The organism is Nocardia asteroides (assembly GCF_900637185.1).
GTDB lineage: Bacteria > Actinomycetota > Actinomycetes > Mycobacteriales > Mycobacteriaceae > Nocardia > Nocardia asteroides.
This window is the reverse complement of record NZ_LR134352.1, coordinates 6,868,175-6,889,618: the sequence shown is the minus strand read 5'-3', so window position 1 is coordinate 6,889,618 and position 21,444 is coordinate 6,868,175. Positions and strand designations below refer to the sequence as shown.

Genomic DNA, 21,444 nt, shown 5'->3' with positions numbered 1-21,444 from the left:
GAAGCGGATTCGAGCATCGACGTCGCCGCCGTGAAGGCGGGTATCGCCGACGAACTGCCCGCGTACATGGTGCCCGCGGCCCTGATGGTGCTCGACGAGTTCCCGCTCAACGCCTCCGGCAAGCTCGACCGCAAGGGGCTGCCCGCGCCGGTGTTCGAGGCCAAGGTGTTCCGCGCGCCCTCGACCCCGATCGAGGAGATCGTCGCGGAGATCTTCGCGGATCTGCTCGGCGCCGAGCGGGTCGGCGTGGACGACGACTTCTTCGCCCTGGGCGGCAACTCGCTGGTCGCCACCCAGGTGGCGGCCCGGCTGAGCAAGGCGCTGAACGCCGAGGTCGGCGTGCGCACCCTGTTCGAGGCGCCGACCGTCGGCGCGCTCGCCGCCCGGGTGGAATCGCACGCCGGCGCGGGGATGCGCGCCGAGCTCACCGCGCGGCCGCGCCCCGAGCACCCGCCGCTGTCGCTGGCACAGCAGCGGATGTGGTTCCTCAACCGCTTCGACCTCGGCGACACCGGCGACGCGGGCACCTACAACATCCCGGTCGCGGTCCGCCTGCAGGGCCTGCTCGACCTGCCCGCGCTGCGCGGCGCGGTCGCCGACGTGATCGCCAGGCACGAGTCGCTGCGCACCGTCTACCCCTCACACGACGGCACCGCCTTCCAGAAGGTGCTCGCCGCCGCCGTCGCCATCCCCGAGGTGGAACTGGTCGAGGCCGACGAGACCGACATGGCGATCTCGCTCTACGAGTTCGCCCGCCGCGGGTTCGACGTCACCGCCCACGCCCCGGTCCGCCTGCGGGTCTACGAGCTGGGCGAGCGCGAGCACGTGCTGGTGATGGTGGTCCACCACATCGCCGCCGACGGTTTCTCGCTGCGCCCGCTGGTGCGCGACCTGATGACCGCCTACGTGGCGCGCACCGCCAACGCCGAGCCGGGCTGGCCGCCGCTGGCCGTGCAGTACGTGGACTACGCGCTGTGGCAGCGCGAGACCCTCGGCGAGGAGACCGATCCCACCTCGCTGATCTCCGAGCAGCTCGACTACTGGCGCGGCGCGCTGGCCGATCTGCCCGACGAGCTGCGCCTCGGCCACAAGTCGCGGCCCGCGCAGGCCACCTACCAGGCGGGCACGCACCGCTTCGAGGTGCCGGGCGAGCTCGTCGACGCGCTGAACCGGGTCGCCCACGAGCACGGCACCACGCTGTTCATGGTGGTGCACAGCGCCTTCGCGGTGCTGCTGTCGCGCCTGTCGGGCACCGAGGACATCGCCGTCGGCATCCCGGTGGCCGGTCGTGGTGAGCAGGCGCTCGACGACCTGGTCGGCATGTTCGTCAACACCCTGGTGCTGCGCGCCCAGGTCGACCCCGCGGCCACCTTCACCGAGCTGCTCGGCCGGGTCCGCGAACACGACCTGGCCGCGTTCGCGCACGCCGACGTGCCGTTCGAACGCCTCGTCGAGGTGCTCAACCCGGCCCGCTCGCAGGCACGGCACCCGCTGTTCCAGGTGATGCTGTCGTTCCAGAACCTGGGCCGCACCACCCTGGAACTGCCCGGCCTCACGGTCTCCGAGCTGGCCATCGACCAGCACGTGGCCAAGTTCGATCTGCAGCTGGCGCTCAGCGAGGTGCCCGCCGACGACGACAGCCATATGGAGGCCGAACTCGTCTACGCCACCGACCTTTTCGACGCCGGCTTCGCCGCCACCTTCGGCGCCCGCCTGCTGCGGGTGCTCGAAGGCGTGGTCGCCGATCCGTCGGTGGCCGTGGGTGACCTCGACCTGCTCGACGCCGCCGAGCGCACCCTGGTGCTCGACCGCTGGAACGACACCGAATTCGCCGTCGACGCCGCGCTGAGCACCCCCAGCGACGACGACCCGGCCACTCTCAACGCCTTGTTCGAGGCGCAGGTCGCGCGCACGCCCGACGCGACCGCGCTCACGTTCGAGGGGACGAGTCTGTCCTACGCCGAGTTCGCGGTGCGGGTGCGGCAGCTGGCGCGCTGGCTCAAGGACGCCGGCGTCGGCCCGGAATCGTATGTGGCCCTGGGGATGCGGCGCTCGATCGACCTGCTGGTCGGCATGTACGCCGTGTCCGCCGCCGGTGGCGCGTACGTGCCGCTCGACCCCGATCACCCGGCCGAGCGCATCGAGCACATCCTCGAGACCGCGCAGCCGGTGTGCGTGCTGACCTCCGGGGAGAGCCTGCCCGGCGTGGCCGGGCGCGAAGTGCGCATCGATCAGCTCGATCTGTCCGGCCAGTCGGCCGAGCCGGTGACCGACGCCGACCGGCATCGCCCGCTGCGCTCGGACAACACCGCCTACGTCATCTTCACCTCCGGTTCGACCGGTCGCCCGAAGGGTGTGGCGGTCAGCCACGCCGCGATCGTCAACCGCCTGGTGTGGATGCACGCCGCCTACGGCCTGGCCGCCGACGACGTGGTGCTGCAGAAGACGCCCGCCACCTTCGACGTGTCGGTGTGGGAGTTCTTCTGGCCCCTGCAGGTCGGCGCGCGCCTGGTGGTGGCCAAGCCGGACGGGCATCGCGACCCGGCCTACCTGGCCCGCCTGATCGCCGCCGAGCAGGTCACCACGGTGCACTTCGTGCCGTCGATGATGGCCGTGTTCGTCACCGAACCGCTTGCCGCGGACTGTGTCTCGCTGCGCAATGTGTTCGCCTCCGGTGAGGCGCTGCCCGCGCCGACCGCGCAGCGCCTGCGCGAGCTGACCGGTGCCGCGCTGCACAACCTGTACGGCCCCACCGAGGCCGCGGTCGACGTGACCTATCACGAGGTCACCGACGCCGACACCGACACCGTGCCGATCGGCGCCCCGGTGTTCAACACCCGTCTCTACGTGCTGGATTCGCGGCTGCGACCCGTTCCGGTGGGTGTCGCGGGTGAGCTCTATCTCGCGGGCGTGCAGCTGGCGCACGGCTATGTGGGTCGCCCCGACCTCACCATGGACCGCTTCGTCGCCGACCCGTTCGCCCCCGGCGAGCGCATGTACCGCACCGGTGACCTCGTCACCTGGACCCCGGACGGCGAGCTGGAGTACCTGGGCCGCACCGACTTCCAGGTGAAGCTGCGTGGTCTGCGCATCGAGCTGGGCGAGATCGAGTCGGCGCTCACCGCGCTGCCGCAGATCGCCCAGTCGGTGGTCGTGGTCCGCGCCGACGAGCGCACCGGCGATCAGCTGGTGGCCTACGTCATCCCGCAGCAGGGCTCGATCGTCGACACCGACGCGGTCAAGGACGCCCTCGGCGCCGAGCTGCCGGTGTACATGGTCCCGGCCGCCTACGTGGTGCTCAACGCCTTCCCGCTCAACGCCTCCGGCAAGCTGGACCGCAAGGCCCTGCCCGCGCCGGTGTTCGCCGCGCGCACCTTCCAGGCGCCGGTCACCCCGGTGCAGCAGATCGTGGCGGCCACCTTCGCCGAGGTCCTCGGCGCCGGTCAGGTCGGCCTCGACGACGACTTCTTCGAACTCGGCGGCAACTCGCTGGTGGCCACCCGGGTCGCCGCGCGCCTGTCCGAGGCGCTCGACACCCAGGTGCCGCTGCGCGCGCTGTTCGAGGCGTCCACCGTGGCCTCGCTGGCCGCCCGGGTGGAGACCGCCACCGGCCGCGGCGGGCGCATCCCGCTGGTGCCGCAGCCGCGTCCCGAGCTGGTCCCGCTCTCGCAGGCCCAGCAGCGCATGTGGTTCCTCAACCGCTTCGACAACCGCACCGCGGTCAACAACATCCCGGTGGCCATCCGCCTCACCGGTGACCTCGATGTCGCCGCGCTGGAAGCGGCCATCGCCGACGTCACCGCGCGGCACGAGTCGCTGCGCACCTTCTACCCCGAGGTCGAGGGCGCCGGGTACCAGCAGGTCCTGCCCGCCGACGAGGTCCGCTTCGCGCTGCCCGCCCAACCGGTGACCGCCAACGAGGTCGTCGCCCGCGTAGTGGAACTGGCAGGCGTGCACTTCGACGTCACCCGCGAGGTGCCGTTCCGCGCGAGCCTGCTCCGCGTCGACGAGCGCAACCATGTCGCCGTCCTGGTCATGCACCACATCAGCGGTGACGGCTTCTCGCTGCGTCCGCTGCTGCGCGACGTGGTGGTGGCCTACACCGAGCGCGTGCGCGGCGAGGTCCCCGCGTGGGCCCCGCTCGAGGTGCAGTACGCCGACTACACGCTGTGGCAGCGCGAGGTGCTCGGCGAGGAGTCCGATCCCGAGTCCGTCGCCGCGAGCCAGATCGCCTACTGGACCGAGCAGCTGCGCGACCTGCCCGACCAGATCGAGCTGCCCGCCGACCGGCCGCGTCCCGAGATTGCCACCAATGCCGGTGACCTGTACCGCTTCTCGGTCGACGCGCGACTGCACCAGTCGCTCACCGACATCGCCCGCGCGCACGGCGTCACCCTGTTCATGGTGATGCACGCGGCGCTGGCCACCTGGGCCGCGCGCCTGTCCAACAGCACCGACATCGCCATCGGCACCCCGATCGCGGGCCGCGGCGAGCGCACCCTCGACGACCTCGTCGGCATGTTCGTCAACACCCTGGTGCTGCGCAGCGAGGTCGACCTCGGCGCCCGCTTCGGCGACCTGCTCGACCAGGTCCGCAAGGTGGACCTGGCGGCCTTCGCCAACGCCGACGTGCCGTTCGAGCGCCTCGTCGACGTGCTCAGCCCCACCCGCTCGCAGGCGCACCACCCGCTGTTCCAGGTGGCGCTCACCTTCGAGGCGGCCACCGCCGCCGACACCGGCACCGTGGCACTGCCCGGCCTTGACCTCGACGTCGTCGACTTCGACCCGGGCACAGCGAAGTTCGATGTGCAGCTGACCGTGGGCGAGGCCGCCGACGGCTCGCTGGCCATGTCCTGGAACTACGCCACCGATCTGTTCGATGCCGAGACCGTCGCCGCCTTCGGCGACCGCCTGGTGCGCATCCTGCGCAGCGTCGCCGAGAACCCGGACGTGATCGTCGGCGACATCGACCTGCTCGGCGAGGCCGAACAGCGCGACGTCGCGCAGCGCTGGGTGTCCTCCGGCGCCGACGCCATCGCCCTGCCGGTGATCCACGATGCGAGCACCCCGGCGGGTCACCGCCGTGGCCTGTTCGGCAACAAGCACACCACCCTGGTCGACCTGTTCGACGCCGCCGCGGCGGCCTACCCGGACCGCATCGCGGCCAAGTTCGGTGTCGAGTCGCTGACCTACGCCGAACTCGACCGGCGCGCGAATGTGCTGGCGCGCAGGCTGATCGACGACGGCGCCGGCCCCGAGTCGCTGGTCGCGGTGATCCTGCCGCGCTCGCTCGACCTGGTCGTCGCGCTGCTGGCCGTGGTGAAGACCGGTGCCGGTTACGTGCCCGTCGACCCGACCTACCCGGCCGAGCGCATCGCCTACGTGCTCGAGGACTCCCGGCCCACCAGCGTGGTCCTGGACTCGACCGTCCAGGTGACCGTGCCCGCCGAGCTGCCCTCGGTGGTGCTCGACGGATTCGCCGTGGAGACCGGCAATGTCGAGGACGCCGACGACCTGCCGATCACCGACGCGGACCGGATCGCGCCGCTCTCGCCGGACAACGTCGCCTACGTCATCTACACCTCCGGCTCGACCGGCCGCCCCAAGGGCGTCGCGGTCGCGCACCGGAACGTGGTGCGCCTGTTCGCCAACACCGATCGCGATTTCGGCTTCGGTCCGCGCGATGTGTGGACGCTGTTCCACTCCTACGCCTTCGACTTCTCGGTGTGGGAGCTGTGGGGCCCGCTGCTGTTCGGCGGCTCGCTCATCGTGGTGGACTACTACACCTCGCGCTCGCCCGAGCAGTTCCTGGAACTGCTGCGCGTCGAACAGGTGACGGTGCTCAACCAGACACCGTCGGCGTTCTACCAGCTGGCCGAGGCCGACCGGATCGCCGGACCCGGCCTGGCGCCGCTGGCGCTGCGCTACGTCGTGTTCGGTGGCGAGGCGCTGGAACTGCGCCGCCTGTCGGACTGGGTCGCCCGTCACGGCGACAGCGCGCCGACGCTGGTGAACATGTACGGCATCACCGAGACCACGGTGCACGTGTCGTACCGCGCGCTGGACGCGAAGACCATTGCCGCCGCGGCCGGTTCGGTCGTCGGCCGGGCCATCGCGGGCCTGGGCGTGTACGTGCTCGACAACCGGCTGCGGCCGGTGCCGGTGGGCGTCGCGGGCGAAATGTATGTCGCCGGACCGCAGTTGGCGCGCGGCTACCTCGGTCGCCCCGACCTCACCGCCACCCGTTTCGTCGCCAACCCGCTGGCGGGCCCGAACCAGGCCGGTTCGCGCCTGTACCGCTCGGGTGACCTCGCGCGCTGGAACCGCTTCGGCGAACTCGAATACCTCGGCCGCGCCGACGATCAGGTGAAGGTCCGCGGTTTCCGCATCGAACTCGGCGAGATCGAAGCCGCCGTGCTGGCCCAGCCGGGCATCGCCCAGGCCGCGGTCATCGTCCGCGAGGACCAGCCGGGCGACCAGCGCATCGTCGCCTACGTGGTCGCCGACGGCGACGCCGAGCCCGACCTCGACGTCGTCCGCAGCGGCGCCGCCGAACAGCTGCCCGCCTACATGGTCCCGGCCGCGCTGGTCCGCCTCGAGTGGATCCCGCTGACGGTCAACGGCAAGCTGGACCGCCGTGCCCTGCCCGCGCCCGCGGTGCAGGCGCGCGCCTTCCGCGCGCCGGTCACCCCGGTGCAGGAGACCGTCGCCGCGGTCTTCGCCGACGTGCTCGGCCTGGACCGGGTCGGCGTCGACGACGACTTCTTCGACCTCGGCGGCAACTCGCTCATCGCCACCCGCGTCGTCGCCCGCATCGGCGCGGCGCTCGGCGCGACCGTGCCGGTGCGCGCGCTGTTCGAGGCGTCCACCGTGGAAGCCCTCGCGGCGCGGGTGGAATCGCACACCGGCGGCACCGCCCGCGCGGCGCTGGTCGCCCGCGAGCGCACCGACGGCGAGCTGATCCCGCTGTCGTTCGCGCAGCAGCGCATGTGGTTCCTGAACAAGTACGACACCACATCGGCCGCCTACAACCTGCCCGTCGCGATCCGCCTCACCGGCGCGCTCGACACCGAGGCGCTGGCGCTGGCGCTGGCCGACCTGCTGCGCAGGCACGAATCGCTGCGCACCCGCTACCCCGAGCACGGCGGCACCCCGGTGCAGCAGATCGTGGCCGCCGAACGCATCTCGCTGGATCTGCGTCCGGTCACGGTCACCCAGGACCGGCTGTTCGACACCGTCACCGAGTTCGTCTCCACCGGTTTCGATGTGGCCGAACAGGTTCCGCTGCGCGCCCGCCTGTTCAAGGTGAGCGACGACGAGCACGTGCTCGTCGTGGTGGTCCACCACATCGCCGCCGACGGTTTCTCCATCGCGCCGCTGACCCGCGACGTGATGCTGGCCTACACCGCCCGCGCCCAGGGCACCGCGCCCGGCTGGGCGCCGCTGCCGGTGCAGTACGCCGACTTCGCGATCTGGCAGCGCGCCGTGCTCGGCACCGAGGACGACGCCGACTCGCTGCTGTCGCGCCAGGTCGGCTACTGGCAGCGCCAGCTCGCCGGTGTCCCCGACGAGCTGACCCTGCCGTTCGACCGGGCCCGCCCCGCCATCGCCTCGCATCGCGGCGCCACCGTGCACCGCGAGCTGTCGCCGGAGCTGATCGGCAAGCTCGACGAGGTGGCCCGCAGCCAGGGCGCGTCGCTGTTCATGGTCATGCACACCGCGCTGGCGGTGCTGCTGTCGCGCCTGTCCGGCTCCGACGACATCGCCATCGGCACGCCCATCGCGGGCCGTGGCGAGCAGGCCCTCGACGACCTGGTCGGCATGTTCGTCAACACCCTGGTGCTGCGCACCGGCGTGCGCCCGGCCGAGTCGTTCACCGACCTGCTCGAGCAGTCCCGCAAGGCCGACCTCGACGCGTACGGCAATGCCGATGTGCCGTTCGAGCGCCTGGTGGAACTGCTGGCGCCGGAGCGCTCGCAGTCGCGCAACCCGCTGTTCCAGGTGATGCTGGCCTTCCAGAACCTGGACCGCGCCACGCTGGAGCTGCCCGGTCTGGCCGTCTCCGCGCTGGACCTCGACGAGAGCGTCGCCCGCTTCGACCTGCAGTTCACCCTGTCCGAGCTGGGTGAGCCGGGCAGCGGCGGCATGGCGCTGGCACTGAACTACGCCACCGAACTGTTCGACGAAGCCACCGTCGACACCATCGCCACCCGCTGGGAGCGCGTGCTCGCGGCCGTCGCCGCCGACGCGTCGGTGACCGTCGGCGCCATCGACGTACTCGACGCCGCCGAGCGCACCGACCTGGTGTTGCGGGTCGGCGAGCCGCCGGTGCCCGCGCGCACCTTGCGCAGTCTGCTCGCCGACGCTGTCGCCCAGAACCCGACCGGCGACGCCGTCGTGTTCCAGGGGACAGCTCTGTCCTACGCCGAGCTCGACGAGCGCTCGAACCGCCTGGCGCGCTTGCTGATCGCCGAGGGCATCGGCGCCGAGGACCTGGTCGCCGTCGGTGTGCCGCGTTCGGCCGACTCGGTGTTCGCCGCCTGGGCCGTCGCCAAGACCGGCGCCGCCTTCGTGCCGGTCGACCCGACCTACCCGGCCGACCGCATCGCGCACATGGTCACCGACTCCGGCTCACCGCTGGGCCTCACCGTGGCCTCCGTGCGCGAGGGCTTGCCCGAATCGGCCCGCTGGCTGGTGCTCGAGGAACTGGATCTGGACGCCTTCGACGGCGGCCCGATCGACGACGCCGAGCTGGTCCGGGCGACCACGCCCGAGCAGCCCGCCTACGTCATCTACACCTCCGGCTCGACCGGTGTGCCCAAGGGCGTCGTGGTCACCCACGCCGGTCTGGCCAACTTCGGCGAGGAGCAGGCGAAGCGCTACGCCCTCGACTCCGACACCCGCGCACTGCATTTCGCCTCGCCCTCGTTCGACGCCTCGATCCTGGAGCTGCTGCTGGCGCTGGCCCGCGGCGGCGCGCTGGTCGTGGTGCCGCCGGGTGTCTACGGCGGTGACGAACTGTCCGAGCTGATCCGCGCCGAGCGGGTCACCCACGCCTTCATCACCCCCGCCGCGCTGGCCACCTTCGACCCGAGCGGCCTGGACTCGCTGCGCGTCCTGGTCGCCGGTGGTGAAGCGGTGCCCGCCGACCTGGTGAGCAAGTGGGCTGTTCCGCTGGCGGACGGCACGACTCGTGCCTTCCACAACGGCTACGGTCCCACCGAGACCACCATCATGACCAACATCAGCGCGGCGCTGACGCCGGGCGAGCTGGTCACCATCGGTGGCCCGACGCGCGGTATGCGCTCGCTGATCCTGGACGCCCAGCTCCAGCCCGTTCCGGTGGGTGTCGCGGGTGAGCTGTATCTGTCGGGCATCCAGCTGGCGCGCGGCTACCACGCCCGCGCCGGCCTGACCGCCGACCGCTTCGTCGCCGATCCGTTCGTGCCGGGGGAGCGGATGTACCGCACCGGTGACGTCGTGCGCTGGACCGCCGACGGCACCGTCGAATACGTCGGCCGCTCCGACTTCCAGGTCAAGATCCGTGGTTTCCGTATCGAACTGGGCGAGATCGACTCCGCGCTCGCCGCGCACGAGACCGTCGACTTCGCCACCACGGTCGGCCACAAGAGCACCGCGGGCGCGGTCTCGCTGGTCGCGTATGTGGTTGCCGCGCCGGGACATTCGATCGATGTCGCGGCGCTGACCGCGCACGTCGAGGAGCGCCTGCCCGCCTACATGGTGCCCTCGTCGATCATGGTGATCGACCACGTGCCGCTGACTCCGGTCGGCAAGCTCGACCGCAAGGCGCTGCCGGAGCCGGTGTTCGCCACCGAGGTCACCTTCCGGGCCGCGCGCACCTCCGTCGAGCAGACCATCGCCGAGGTCTTCGCCGAGGTGCTCGGCGTGGAGCGGGTCGGCGTGGACGACTCGTTCTTCGCCCTGGGCGGCGACTCGATCGTGTCCATCCAGCTCGTCTCCCGGGCCAAGGCCCGCGGCGTGCTGTTCACCCCGCGCCACGTCTTCGAGCAGCGCACCGTCGCCGGGCTGGCCTCGGTGGCCGAGACCGCCGATGTGGCCTCGGCCGCCGCGATCACGCTGGCCGAGCTGCCCGGTGGCGGTGTCGGCGAGATGCCGCTGACCCCGGTCGTGCGGTTCATGGCCGAGCGGTCCGGTTCGTTCGACCGGTTCAACCAGACCATGGCGCTGGAACTGCCGGTCGGCATCGACCGGGCGGGCATCGCCGCCACCGTCGGCGCGGTCGTCGACCGCCACGACATGCTGCGTTCGCGCCTGCACCAGGTCGACGGCCGCTGGGTGGTCGACACCGCGCCCGCCGGCGCGGTCGACGTCGACGCGCTGATCGATCACAGCACCTTCCCGGCCGACGCCACCGACGACCAGCTGGTCGAGATCGCTTCCGCCGCACTGGATGCCAGCCTGGACCGGCTCGATCCGGCCGCCGGTGTGGTCGTCCGCTTCGTGTGGCTGGAGCCGACCGTGAGCGCGTCGGCGCCCGCGATCTCGCTGCCCGCGACCGGCGATGCCGCGGGTTCGGCCGTCGGCGCGCTGGCCGGCACCGAAGCCGCGGCTGCGGCGAAGGTCACCCGCGCCGGTCGCCTGATCGTCGTCGCCCACCACCTCGTGGTCGACGGAGTCTCCTGGCGCATCCTGGTGCCCGACTTCGTCGCCGCCTGGGGTCAGCTGTCCGCCGGACAGGCCCCCGAGCTGGTCGCCCCGGCCACCTCCATGCGGGCCTGGGCGCACGCGCTGGCCGACGAGGCGCGCACCCCCGAACGCGCCGCCGAGCTGGACTTCTGGCGCGAGGTCGTCGCGACCCCGGATCCGCTGCTCACCGAGCGGCCGATGAACCCGGCCGTCGACGTCTCCGGCGTCATCGAGAAGCTGCCGGTGGAGGTGTCCGCCGAGGTCACCAAGGCCCTGCTGACCACCGTGCCCGCGCTGTTCCACGGCGGCGTCAACGACGGTCTGCTCACCGCGCTGGCCCTGGCCGCCGCCAAGTGGCGGGCCGCGCGCGCCGGCACCACCGGTGATCAGCTGCTGGTGCGCCTGGAAGGCCACGGCCGTGAGGAAGAGGTGGCGCCCGGCGCCGACCTGTCCCGCACCGTCGGCTGGTTCACCGCGATCTTCCCGGTCCGCCTGGACCTGGCCGGCATCGATATCGATGCCGCCCTCGCCGGTGGTCCCGCGCTGGGCCGGGCCGTCAAGGCGGTCAAGGAACAGCTGCTCGCCGTGCCCGACAAGGGCATCGGCTACGGCCTGCTGCGGTACATGAACGCCGAGACCGCCGCGGAGCTGCCCACCCAGCTGCCCGGCCAGATCAGCTTCAACTACCTGGGCCGCGTCGCCGACAGCGACGTGCCCGACGCCCTGCGCGGCTTCGGCTGGATCCCCGCGCCCGAGCTGGCCGCCCTCGGTGGCGCCTACGACGCCGACATGCCCGCGATGGCGCCGCTGGACGTCAACGCGATCGTCGTCGGCGACAAGCTCAGCGCCAACATCGGCTACCCGAGCACCCTGCTCGGCGCCGACGAGGTGCGCGAGTTCGCCGACCTGTGGGTCACCGCGCTGGAAGCCGTCGCCCGGCACGCCAACTCGGCCGACGCGGGCGGCCACACGCCGTCCGACTTCGCGCTCGTGCGCTCGACCCAGCGCGACATCGACGTCTGGGAGAAGCGCTACCCGGCGCTCACCCAGGTGTGGCCGCTGGCCGCGCTGCAGGCCGGTCTGTTCTTCCACGCCCGCCTGGCCGCGAGCTCGGTCGACGTCTACACCGCCCAGGCGGTCCTGACGCTCACCGGTCGCGTCGACGCCACCCGTCTGCGCGCCGCCGCCCAGGCCCTGCTGGACCGGCACGAGACCCTGCGCACCGCGTTCGTCACCGACCACGACGGCAACGCCGTCCAGGTCGTCCTCGATCACGCCCAGGTGGCGTGGACCGAGCACGACCGCACCGAGACCGGTGAGTTCGCCGACCTGGTCGAGGCCGACCGCACCGCCCGCTTCGACCTGGCCGCGCCGCCGCTGATCCGCTTCACCCTGATCCGGATCGCCTCGGCGGATGCGACGGGCCCGGAGGCGGCAGCTCGCGTAACCACGGAGGGACCCGCAGCCGCCGGATCCGGCACCGACGAGTGGCGCTTCGTGGTGTCCAACCACCACATCCTGCTCGACGGCTGGTCGACCCCGCTGGTCATGCGTGACCTGCTCGCGCTCTACGCGCTGCACGGCGACACCAGCGCGCTGCCCGCCGTCCGCTCCTACCGCCACTTCCTGGAATGGGTCGCCCAGCAGGATCACGCGGTGTCGGTGGCGGCCTGGTCCGACGCGCTGCGCGGCGTCACCGAGCCGACCCTGCTGGCCAGGGCCGACGCGGGCCGCGAGATCGCGGCCCTGTCGGACGAGTACCTGTTCGACCTGGACGAGCCGGCCACGGCCCGCCTGGTCGCGCTGGCCGCCGACCTCGGCGTCACCCCGAACACCGTGCTGCAGGTCGCCTGGTCGATCGTGCTCGGCCGGATGACCGGCCGTGACGACGTGCTGTTCGGCACCACCGTCTCCGGCCGACCGGCCCAGCTGTCCGGTGTGGAGGGCATGGTCGGTCTGTTCATCAACACCGTCCCGGTCCGGGTGCGTTTCGACGCCGCCGAATCGGTGCGCGAGGTGCTCACCCGCACCCAGGGCGAGCAGGCCGACCTGCTCGACCACCACTACATCGGCCTGGCCGAGATCCAGTCGGCCGCCGGCGTCGGTGGCCTGTTCGACTCCCTGGTGGTCTTCGAGTCCTACCCGGTCGACGCCGAGGGCATCAAGGCCCAGGCCGCCGACATCGACGGCATGGCCGTCACCGGCCTGGACGCCGCCGACGCCACGCACTACCCGCTGTCGCTGATCGCCCAGCTCGACACCCAGCTGCGCATCCGCGCCGGCTACCTGAGCGACCTGTTCGACGCCGCCACCGTGCACCGCATCGCCGAGCGCCTGATCCGGGTGCTCACCGCGATCACCACCGAACCCGGTGTGGCCGTGGGCGATATCGAACTGCTCGACGCCGCCGAGCGTGAGCTGGTGGTGCGCGACTGGAACGCCACCGCGCACGAGGTGGACACCACCGCCACCCTGGTCTCGATGTTCGAGGCGCAGCTGGCCAGGACGCCGGACGCCGTCGCCCTCAGTTTCGAGGGGACGAGTCTGTCCTACGCCGAGTTCGCCCAGCGGGTGTACCGCCTGGCGCGCTGGCTGATCGATCGCGGCGTCGGCCCGGAAACCTATGTGGCCCTGGGCATGCGCCGCTCGATCGACCTGGTGGTCGGCATGTACGCGGTGAGCGTGGCCGGTGGCGCCTATGTGCCGCTCGACCCCGATCACCCGGCCGAGCGCACGGAATACATTCTGGCGACGGCGGATCCGGTGTGTGTGCTCACCTCGGACACCGATCTCGAGATCGACACCGCGCAGGTCCGCATCGACCTGCTCGACCTGGTCGGCTACGCCGATACGCGCATCACCGATGCCGAGCGCACGGTGCCGCTGCGTCCGTCCAACACCGCGTACGTGATCTTCACGTCCGGTTCGACCGGTCGTCCCAAGGGCGTCGCGGTGAGCCACGGCGCGATCGTGAACCGTCTGGTGTGGATGCAGACCGCCTACGGTCTCACCGAGGCCGACGTGGTGTTGCAGAAGACGCCCGCCACCTTCGACGTGTCGGTGTGGGAGTTCTTCTGGCCCTTGCAGATCGGCGCGCGCCTGGTCGTGGCCAAGCCCGACGGGCACCGTGATCCGGCCTACCTCGCCGAGATCATCCGGGCCGAGGGCGTCACCGTCACCCACTTCGTGCCCTCGATGCTCGCGGTGTTCGTCGCCGACGCGGCCGCCGCGCAGTGCGAGTCGCTGCGGATGGTGTTCGCCTCCGGTGAGGCGCTGCCGCCCAAGCCCGCGCACCGCCTGCGCGAGCTCACCGGCGCCGCGCTGCACAACCTGTACGGCCCCACCGAGGCCGCGGTCGACGTCACCTTCCACGAGGTCGTCGACACCGACACCGACACCGTCCCGATCGGCGCCCCGGTGTTCAACACCGAGGTCTACGTGCTGGATGCGCGGCTGCGGCCGGTTCCGGTGGGTGTCGCGGGTGAGCTCTACCTGGCGGGCACCCAGCTGGCGCGCGGCTACGTGGCCCGTCCGGACCTGACCGCCGACCGCTTCGTCGCCAACCCCTTCGAGGACGACGGTCGGCGGATGTACCGCACCGGTGACCTCGTCGCCTGGACCGAGCACGGCGAGCTGGAGTACCTGGGCCGCACCGACTTCCAGGTGAAGCTGCGCGGTCTGCGCATCGAGCTGGGCGAGATCGAGTCGGCGCTGACCGGGCTCGACGAGGTCGCCCAGTCGGTGGTCGTGGTCCGCGGCGACCAGCACACCGGCGACCAGCTGGTGGCCTACGTCATCGCCGCGCCGGGCCGCACCGTCGACATCGAGGACGCCCGCGAGGAGCTGGGCGAGAACCTGCCCGCCTACATGGTGCCCTCGGTCATCGTGGTGCTCGACGAGTTCCCGCTCAACGCCTCCGGCAAGCTCGACCGCAAGGCGCTGCCCGCGCCGGTGTTCGAGGCCGCGGTGTTCCGCGCCCCGACCACCCCGGTCGAGGAGATCGTGGCCGCCACCTTCGCCGACGTGCTCGGCCTGGAGCGGGTCGGCCTCGACGACGACTTCTTCGCCCTCGGCGGCAACTCGCTGACCGCGACCCAGGTCGCCGCCCGCCTGTCGGCCGCACTGGAGACCGACATCGGCGTGCGCGAGCTGTTCGAGGCCTCCAGCGTGGCCGGGCTGGCCGCGCGGGCCGAGACGCACTCGGGCACCGACCGCCGCGCCGCCCTGGTCCCGCAGCAGCGTGGCGAGCGGGTGCCGCTGTCGCTGGCGCAGCAGCGCATGTGGTTCCTGAACCGCTTCGACCCCGAATCCGCGGTCGACAACATCCCGGCCGCCGTGCGGCTGTCGGGCCTGCTCGACCGGCAGGCGCTGCAGGTGGCCGTGGCCGACGTGCTCGCCCGCCACGAGTCGCTGCGCACCTACTACCCGGAGGTCGCCGGCGCGGCCCACCAGGTGATCGTGCCGACCGGCAAGGTCATCCCCGACCTCGCGCCCATCGAGACCACGAGCGCCGAACTGCCGCAGCGTCTTTCGGCGCTGGTGGCGACCGCGTTCGACGTCACCGCCGAGGTGCCGTTCCGGGCCGCGCTGTTCGAGATCAGCCCGACCGAGCACGTGCTCGCCCTGGTCGTGCACCACATCTCGGCCGACGGCTTCTCCATGGGCCCGCTGACCCGCGACGTGATGACCGCCTACAGCGCCCGCGTCGAAGGCGCGGAACCGGCCTGGCGTCCGCTCGAGGTGCAGTACGCCGACTTCGCGCTGTGGCAGCGCGCCGTGCTCGGCGACGAGGACGACGCCAAGTCCGTGATCGCCCAGCAGATCTCGTTCTGGGGCGAGCGGCTGCGCGGCCTGCCCGAGCAGCTCGACCTGCCCGCCGACCGACCGCGTCCCGCGGTCGCCAGCGGTCGCGGCGCCACCCACACCTTCGAGATCGACGCCGAGACCCACGCGGCGCTGGCCGAACTGGCCCGCACCCGGGGCGCGACGCTGTTCATGGTCACCCACGCGGCGCTGGCGCTGCTGCTCTCGCGTCTGTCCGGCGAGGCCGACATCGCCATCGGCACCCCGATCGCGGGTCGCGGCGAGCGCGCGCTCGACGACCTGATCGGCATGTTCGTCAACACCCTGGTGCTGCGCACCGAGGTGGACGGCGACGCGAGCTTCACCGAGCTGCTCGGCGCGGTGCGCGCGAGCGACATCGCGGCCTTCGGCCACGCCGACCTGCCCTTCGAGCGCCTGGTCGAGATCATCAACCCGGCCCGCTCGCAGGCGCGGCACCCGCTGTTCCAGGTGATGCTGGCCTTCCAGAACACCGGCCAGACCAGCCTGGAGCTGCCCGGTCTGACGGTCAGCGGTGTGGAGCTTCCGGTCGACGTGGCGAAGTTCGACCTGAACGTGGTGCTCACCGAGAAGCGACCGGCGGGCCCGGAGGCGGTAGCGAAGCGTGACCACGCAGGGCCCTCGGGAGCGGATCAATCGGGCACAGCGAAGCAAGCCGGCAGCGCGTCCGGGATCGTGGCGGAGCTGATCTACGCCACCGATCTGTTCGACGCCGAGACCATGGCTGGCTTCGGTACCCGGTTCGCGCGCCTGCTCGCCGAGATCGCGGCCACCCCGGACCGCGCCGTCGGCGACATCGAACTGCTCGACGCCACCGAGACCGCCCTGGCCGTGCGCGGCTGGAACGACACTGCGCGCGCCCTGCCGGACGCGGGCACCCTGGTCGAGGAGTTCGCCCGCCAGGCCGCCGCCACCCCGAACGCGGTCGCGATCGTCGACCCGGCCACCGGCGCCACGCTCACCTACGCCGAATTCGCTTCGCGTGTGCACCGTTTGGCGCGTCGCCTGATCGAGGCGGGCGTCGGCCCGGAGACCCTGGTCGCCCTCGGTCTGCGCCGCGGCATCGACCTGGTCGTCGCCGCCTACGCCGTGCAGGAAGCCGGCGGCGGCTACGTGCCGCTCGACCTGGACCAGCCCGCCGACCGCATCGCCTACGTGCTGGAGACCGCCGCTCCGGTGGTGGTCCTCACCACCGAGCGCGACGGTTTCGACGCGGGCGAGCTGCCGACGCTGGCCGTCGACACCCTCGAGGTGGCGGCCTACGCCGACGCGCCGGTCACCGATGCCGAGCGCGTGGCGCCGCTGCGTCCGCAACACCCGGCCTACGTCATCTTCACCTCCGGTTCGACCGGTCGCCCCAAGGGTGTCGCGGTGTCGCACGCCGCCGTGGTCAACCAGATCCGCTGGATCACCGGTGAATACGGCATCGGCGCCGACGACGTGGTGCTGTTCAAGACGCCCGCCACCTTCGACGTGTCGGTGTGGGAGCTGTTCGGCCCGCTGAGCACCGGTGGCCGGATCGTGGTGGCGAGCCCCGACGGGCACCGCGACCCGCAGTACCTCGCCGATGTCATCGCGGCGCAGCGCGTCACCATGACCTCCTTCGTGCCGTCGATGCTGACCGTATTCGCGGGCAGCGTCGACGCGGCGGCCGTCCAGGGCGGAGCTCTGTCCTCGCTGCGGGCCCTGCTGATCGCCGGTGAGGCGTTCACCGGTGACGCGGTCGCCGCGCTGCGCAAGGTGAGCGACGCCGCGCTGTTCAACCTGTACGGCCCCACCGAGTTCACCGTCCACGCCACCCACGGCCCGGTCGCCGACCAGGTCGACGGCGCGGTCCCGATCGGCGCGCCGGTCTGGAACTCGCAGGCCTACGTACTGGATTCGCGTCTGCACCCGGTCGCCGCCGGGGTCGCCGGTGAGCTGTACCTGGCCGGCGCGCAGCTGGCGCGCGGCTACTTCGGCCGCGCCGATCTGACCGCCGACCGCTTCGTCGCCGACCCGTTCGGCACCGACGGTCAGCGCATGTACCGCACCGGTGACCTGGTGCGCCGCGACGAGCAGGGTGTCATCACCTACCTCGGCCGCACCGACTTCCAGGTCAAGCTGCGCGGTCTGCGCATCGAGCTCGGCGAGATCGAGGCCGCGCTCACCGCGCACGAGAGCGTCGGGCAGTCGGTCGTGGTCGTCCGTTCGGATGCCCGCACGGGTGACCAGCTCGTCGGCTACGTCGTGCCCGCCGCCGGTGCTACCACCGAGATCGACGCGCTGCGTGCGCATCTGGCCGCGCAGCTGCCGTCGTACATGGTCCCGGCCGCGTTCGTCGTGCTCGACGAGATGCCGCTGAGCGCCAACGGCAAGCTGGATCGCCGTGCGCTGCCCGACCCGGTGTTCGAGGCGCGCGAGTTCCGCGCGCCGAGCACGCCGATCGAGGAGATCGTCGCCGCCACCTTCGCCGAGGTGCTCGGCCTGTCCGGCGACCGCGCCGTCGGCCTGGACGACGACTTCTTCGACCTGGGCGGCAACTCGCTGATCGCCACCCAGGTGGTGGCTCGCCTCGGCGCCGCCCTGGACAGCCGCGTCCCCGTGCGCGTGCTGTTCGAGGCGCCGTCGGTGGCCGCGCTGGCCGCCAGGGTGGAATCGCACGCGGGCAGCGGCAGCCGCCGCGAGCTTGTCGCCGGACCGCGCCCGGAGCAGATCCCGCTCTCGCTGGCCCAGCAGCGCATGTGGTTCCTCAACCGCTTCGACAGCGCGACCGCGGTCAACAACATCCCGCTGGCCGTGCGGCTCACCGGCGACCTCGACATCGAGGCGCTGCGCCAGGCCGTGGCCGACGTGGTCGAGCGGCACGAGGTGCTGCGCACCGTCTACCCGGAGACCGCCGAGGGCCAGGGCGTGCAGGTGGTGCTGCCCGCCAACCAGGTCCCGATCGCGCTGAGCCCGATCACCGTGGGCGAGGACGAGATCCGCGACCGGATCAGCGAACTGGTGCTAGCCGGTTTCGACGTCACCGCCGAGGTCCCGGTCCGTGCCGCGCTGCTGCGCGTGGCGGGCTCGATGGACGGCTCGCACCCCGACACCCACGTGCTGGTGTTCGTGGTGCACCACATCTCCGGTGACGGCTGGTCGGTGCGTCCGCTGGCCCGCGACGTGATGATCGCCTACGCCGCGCGCTCGCGCGGTGAGGCGCCGGGCTGGGCGCCGCTGCCGGTGCAGTACGCCGACTTCGCGCTGTGGCAGCGCGAGACCCTCGGCGCCGAGTCCGACGAGTCCTCGATGATCGCCCAGCAGGTCGCCTACTGGTCGGCCAACCTGGCCGGCCTGCCCGACCAGCTGGACCTGCCCACCGACCGTCCGCGCCCGGCCGTGGCCTCCAACCGCGGTGGCGTGCACGAGTTCTCGATCGACCCGGCGCTCACCGCCGGCCTGAACGCGCTGGCCCGCGAACACGGCGCCAGCCTGTTCATGGTGGTGCACGCCGCGTTCGCGGCGCTGCTGGCGCGCCTGTCCGGCACCGACGACATCGCCATCGGCACCGCGGTCGCGGGTCGTGGTGAGGCGGTGCTCGACGACGCGATCGGCATGTTCGTCAACACCCTGGTGCTGCGCAGCGCCGTCGACCCGGCCCAGCCGTTCACCGGCCTGCTCGCGCAGACCAGGGAGAGCGACCTGGCCGCGTTCGGCCACGCCGACCTGCCGTTCGAGCGCCTGGTGGAGATCCTCAACCCGGCCCGTTCGCAGGCGCGGCATCCGCTCATCCAGGTGATGCTGTCGTTCCAGAACACCGGCGAGGCCTCCTTCGAGCTGCCCGGCCTCGAGGTCGCGGGTGTCCCGCTGGACGTGGTGACCGCCAAGTTCGACCTGCACCTGAACCTCACCGACCGGCACCGTCCCGACGGTTCCGCCGACGGCATGGCGGCCGAGTTCGCCTACGCCACCGACATGTTCGACGCCGACACCGTCGCCGCGCTCGCGCAGCGCCTGGTGCGGATGCTGACCGCGGTCGTGGCCTCGCCCGAGCGCGCGATCGGCGAGGTCGACCTGCTGGCCCCGGCCGAATACCGCCAGGTCGTCACCGGCTGGAACGCCACGGAGCACCCGGTCGACCCGGCCGCGACCCTGGTGTCGATGTTCCAGGCGCAGTCGCTGACCAGCCCGGACGCGATCGCCCTCACCTTCGAGGGGACGACTCTGTCCTACGCCGAGTTCGCCGCGCAGGTGAACCGCCTGGCCCGGCACCTCATCGCCCAGGGCGTGGGCCCGGACACCATGGTCGCGCTCGGCATGCGCCGCTCGCTCGACCTGGTGATCGGCATGTACGCGGTGAGCGTGGCCGGTGGCGCGTACGTGCCGCTGGATCCCGACCACCCGGCCGAGCGCACCCACTACGTGCTCGAGACCGCGGCCCCGGTGTGCGTCCTGACCACCGCCGGTGACGAGTTCGACGCGGGCTCCACCACCGCGCTGCACATCGAGAGCCTGGACCTGTCGGCGTACTCCGACGCGCCGGTCACCGATGCCGAGCGGATCGCCCCGCTGCGGCCGGCGAACACCGCCTACGTGATCTTCACGTCGGGCTCGACCGGTCGCCCCAAGGGTGTGGCGGTGAGCCACGGCGCGATCGTCAACCGCCTGGTGTGGATGCAGGCCGCCTACGGCCTCACCGCCGCCGACGTGGTTCTCCAGAAGACCCCGGCCACCTTCGACGTGTCGGTGTGGGAGTTCTTCTGGCCCTTGCAGATCGGCGCGCGCCTGGTCGTGGCCAAGCCCGACGGGCACCGTGATCCGGCCTACCTGGCCGCGATCATCGCCGCCGAGGGCGTCACCACCGCGCACTTCGTGCCGTCGATGATGTCGGTGTTCGTGGCCGAGCTGGTCGAGACCGCCGCCGTGGCACTGGCCGAGGGCACGACGACCGCGAGCAGCCTGCGCCTGGTCTTCGCCTCGGGTGAGGCGCTGCCCGCACCCACCGCACAGCGCTTGCGTGCGCTCACCGGCGCGGCCCTGCACAACCTGTACGGCCCCACCGAGGCCGCGGTCGACGTGACCTTCCACGAGGTCACCGACGCCGACACCACCTCGGTGCCGATCGGCGCCCCGGTCTTCAACACCCAGGTGTACGTGCTGGATTCGCGGCTGCACCCGGTGCCCGTCGGCGTCCCCGGCGAGCTGTACCTGGCCGGTGTCCAGCTGGCGCGCGGCTACGTGGCCCGTCCGGACCTGACCGCCGACCGCTTCGTCGCCGACCCGTTCGGCGCCGACGGGGCCCGCATGTACCGCACCGGTGACCTCGTCACCTGGACGTCCGCGGGCGAGCTGGAGTACCTGGGCCGCACCGACTTCCAGGTGAAGCTGCGCGGTCTGCGCATCGAGCTGGGCGAGATCGAGTCCGCGCTCACCGCGCTGCCGTCGATCGCCCAGTCGGTCGTGGTCGTGCGCTCCGACGAGCGCTTGGGCGACCAGCTGGTCGGCTACCTGATCCCGGCCGCCGGCGCGAGCGTCGACCTGGACGCTGTTCGTACCGAACTCGGCGGCGCGCTGCCGGGCTACATGGTGCCGACTGCGTACGTGATCCTGGAAGCCTTCCCGCTCAACGCCTCCGGCAAGCTCGATCGCAAGGCGCTGCCCGCGCCGGTGTTCGAGGCCAAGGTGTTCCGCGCGCCCTCTACCCCGATCGAGGAGATCGTGGCGGGCACCTTCGGTGACGTGCTCGGGGTGACCCGGGTCGGCGCCGACGACGACTTCTTCGAACTCGGCGGCAACTCGCTGCTGGCCACCCAGGTCACTGCCCGGATCGGCGCGGCCCTGGACACCCAGCTCTCGGTCCGCGACCTGTTCGAGGCGTCCACCGTGTCCGCGCTGGCCGCTCGCGCCGAGCACAACGCGGGCTCCGGCCGCACCCGTCCGCGCCTGACGGCGGGGGAGCGGCCCGCGATC

1 protein-coding gene (running past both ends of the window) is annotated in these 21,444 nt (G+C 72.0%); it reads left to right on the top strand.

The whole window is internal to a non-ribosomal peptide synthase/polyketide synthase gene (locus EL493_RS31760) on the top strand: the coding sequence, 43,791 nt in all, runs 9,144 nt past the left edge and 13,203 nt past the right edge, and what appears here is coding positions 9,145–30,588, spanning codon 3,049 (complete) through codon 10,196 (complete); the first complete codon in view begins at position 1. The start codon and the stop codon both lie outside this window.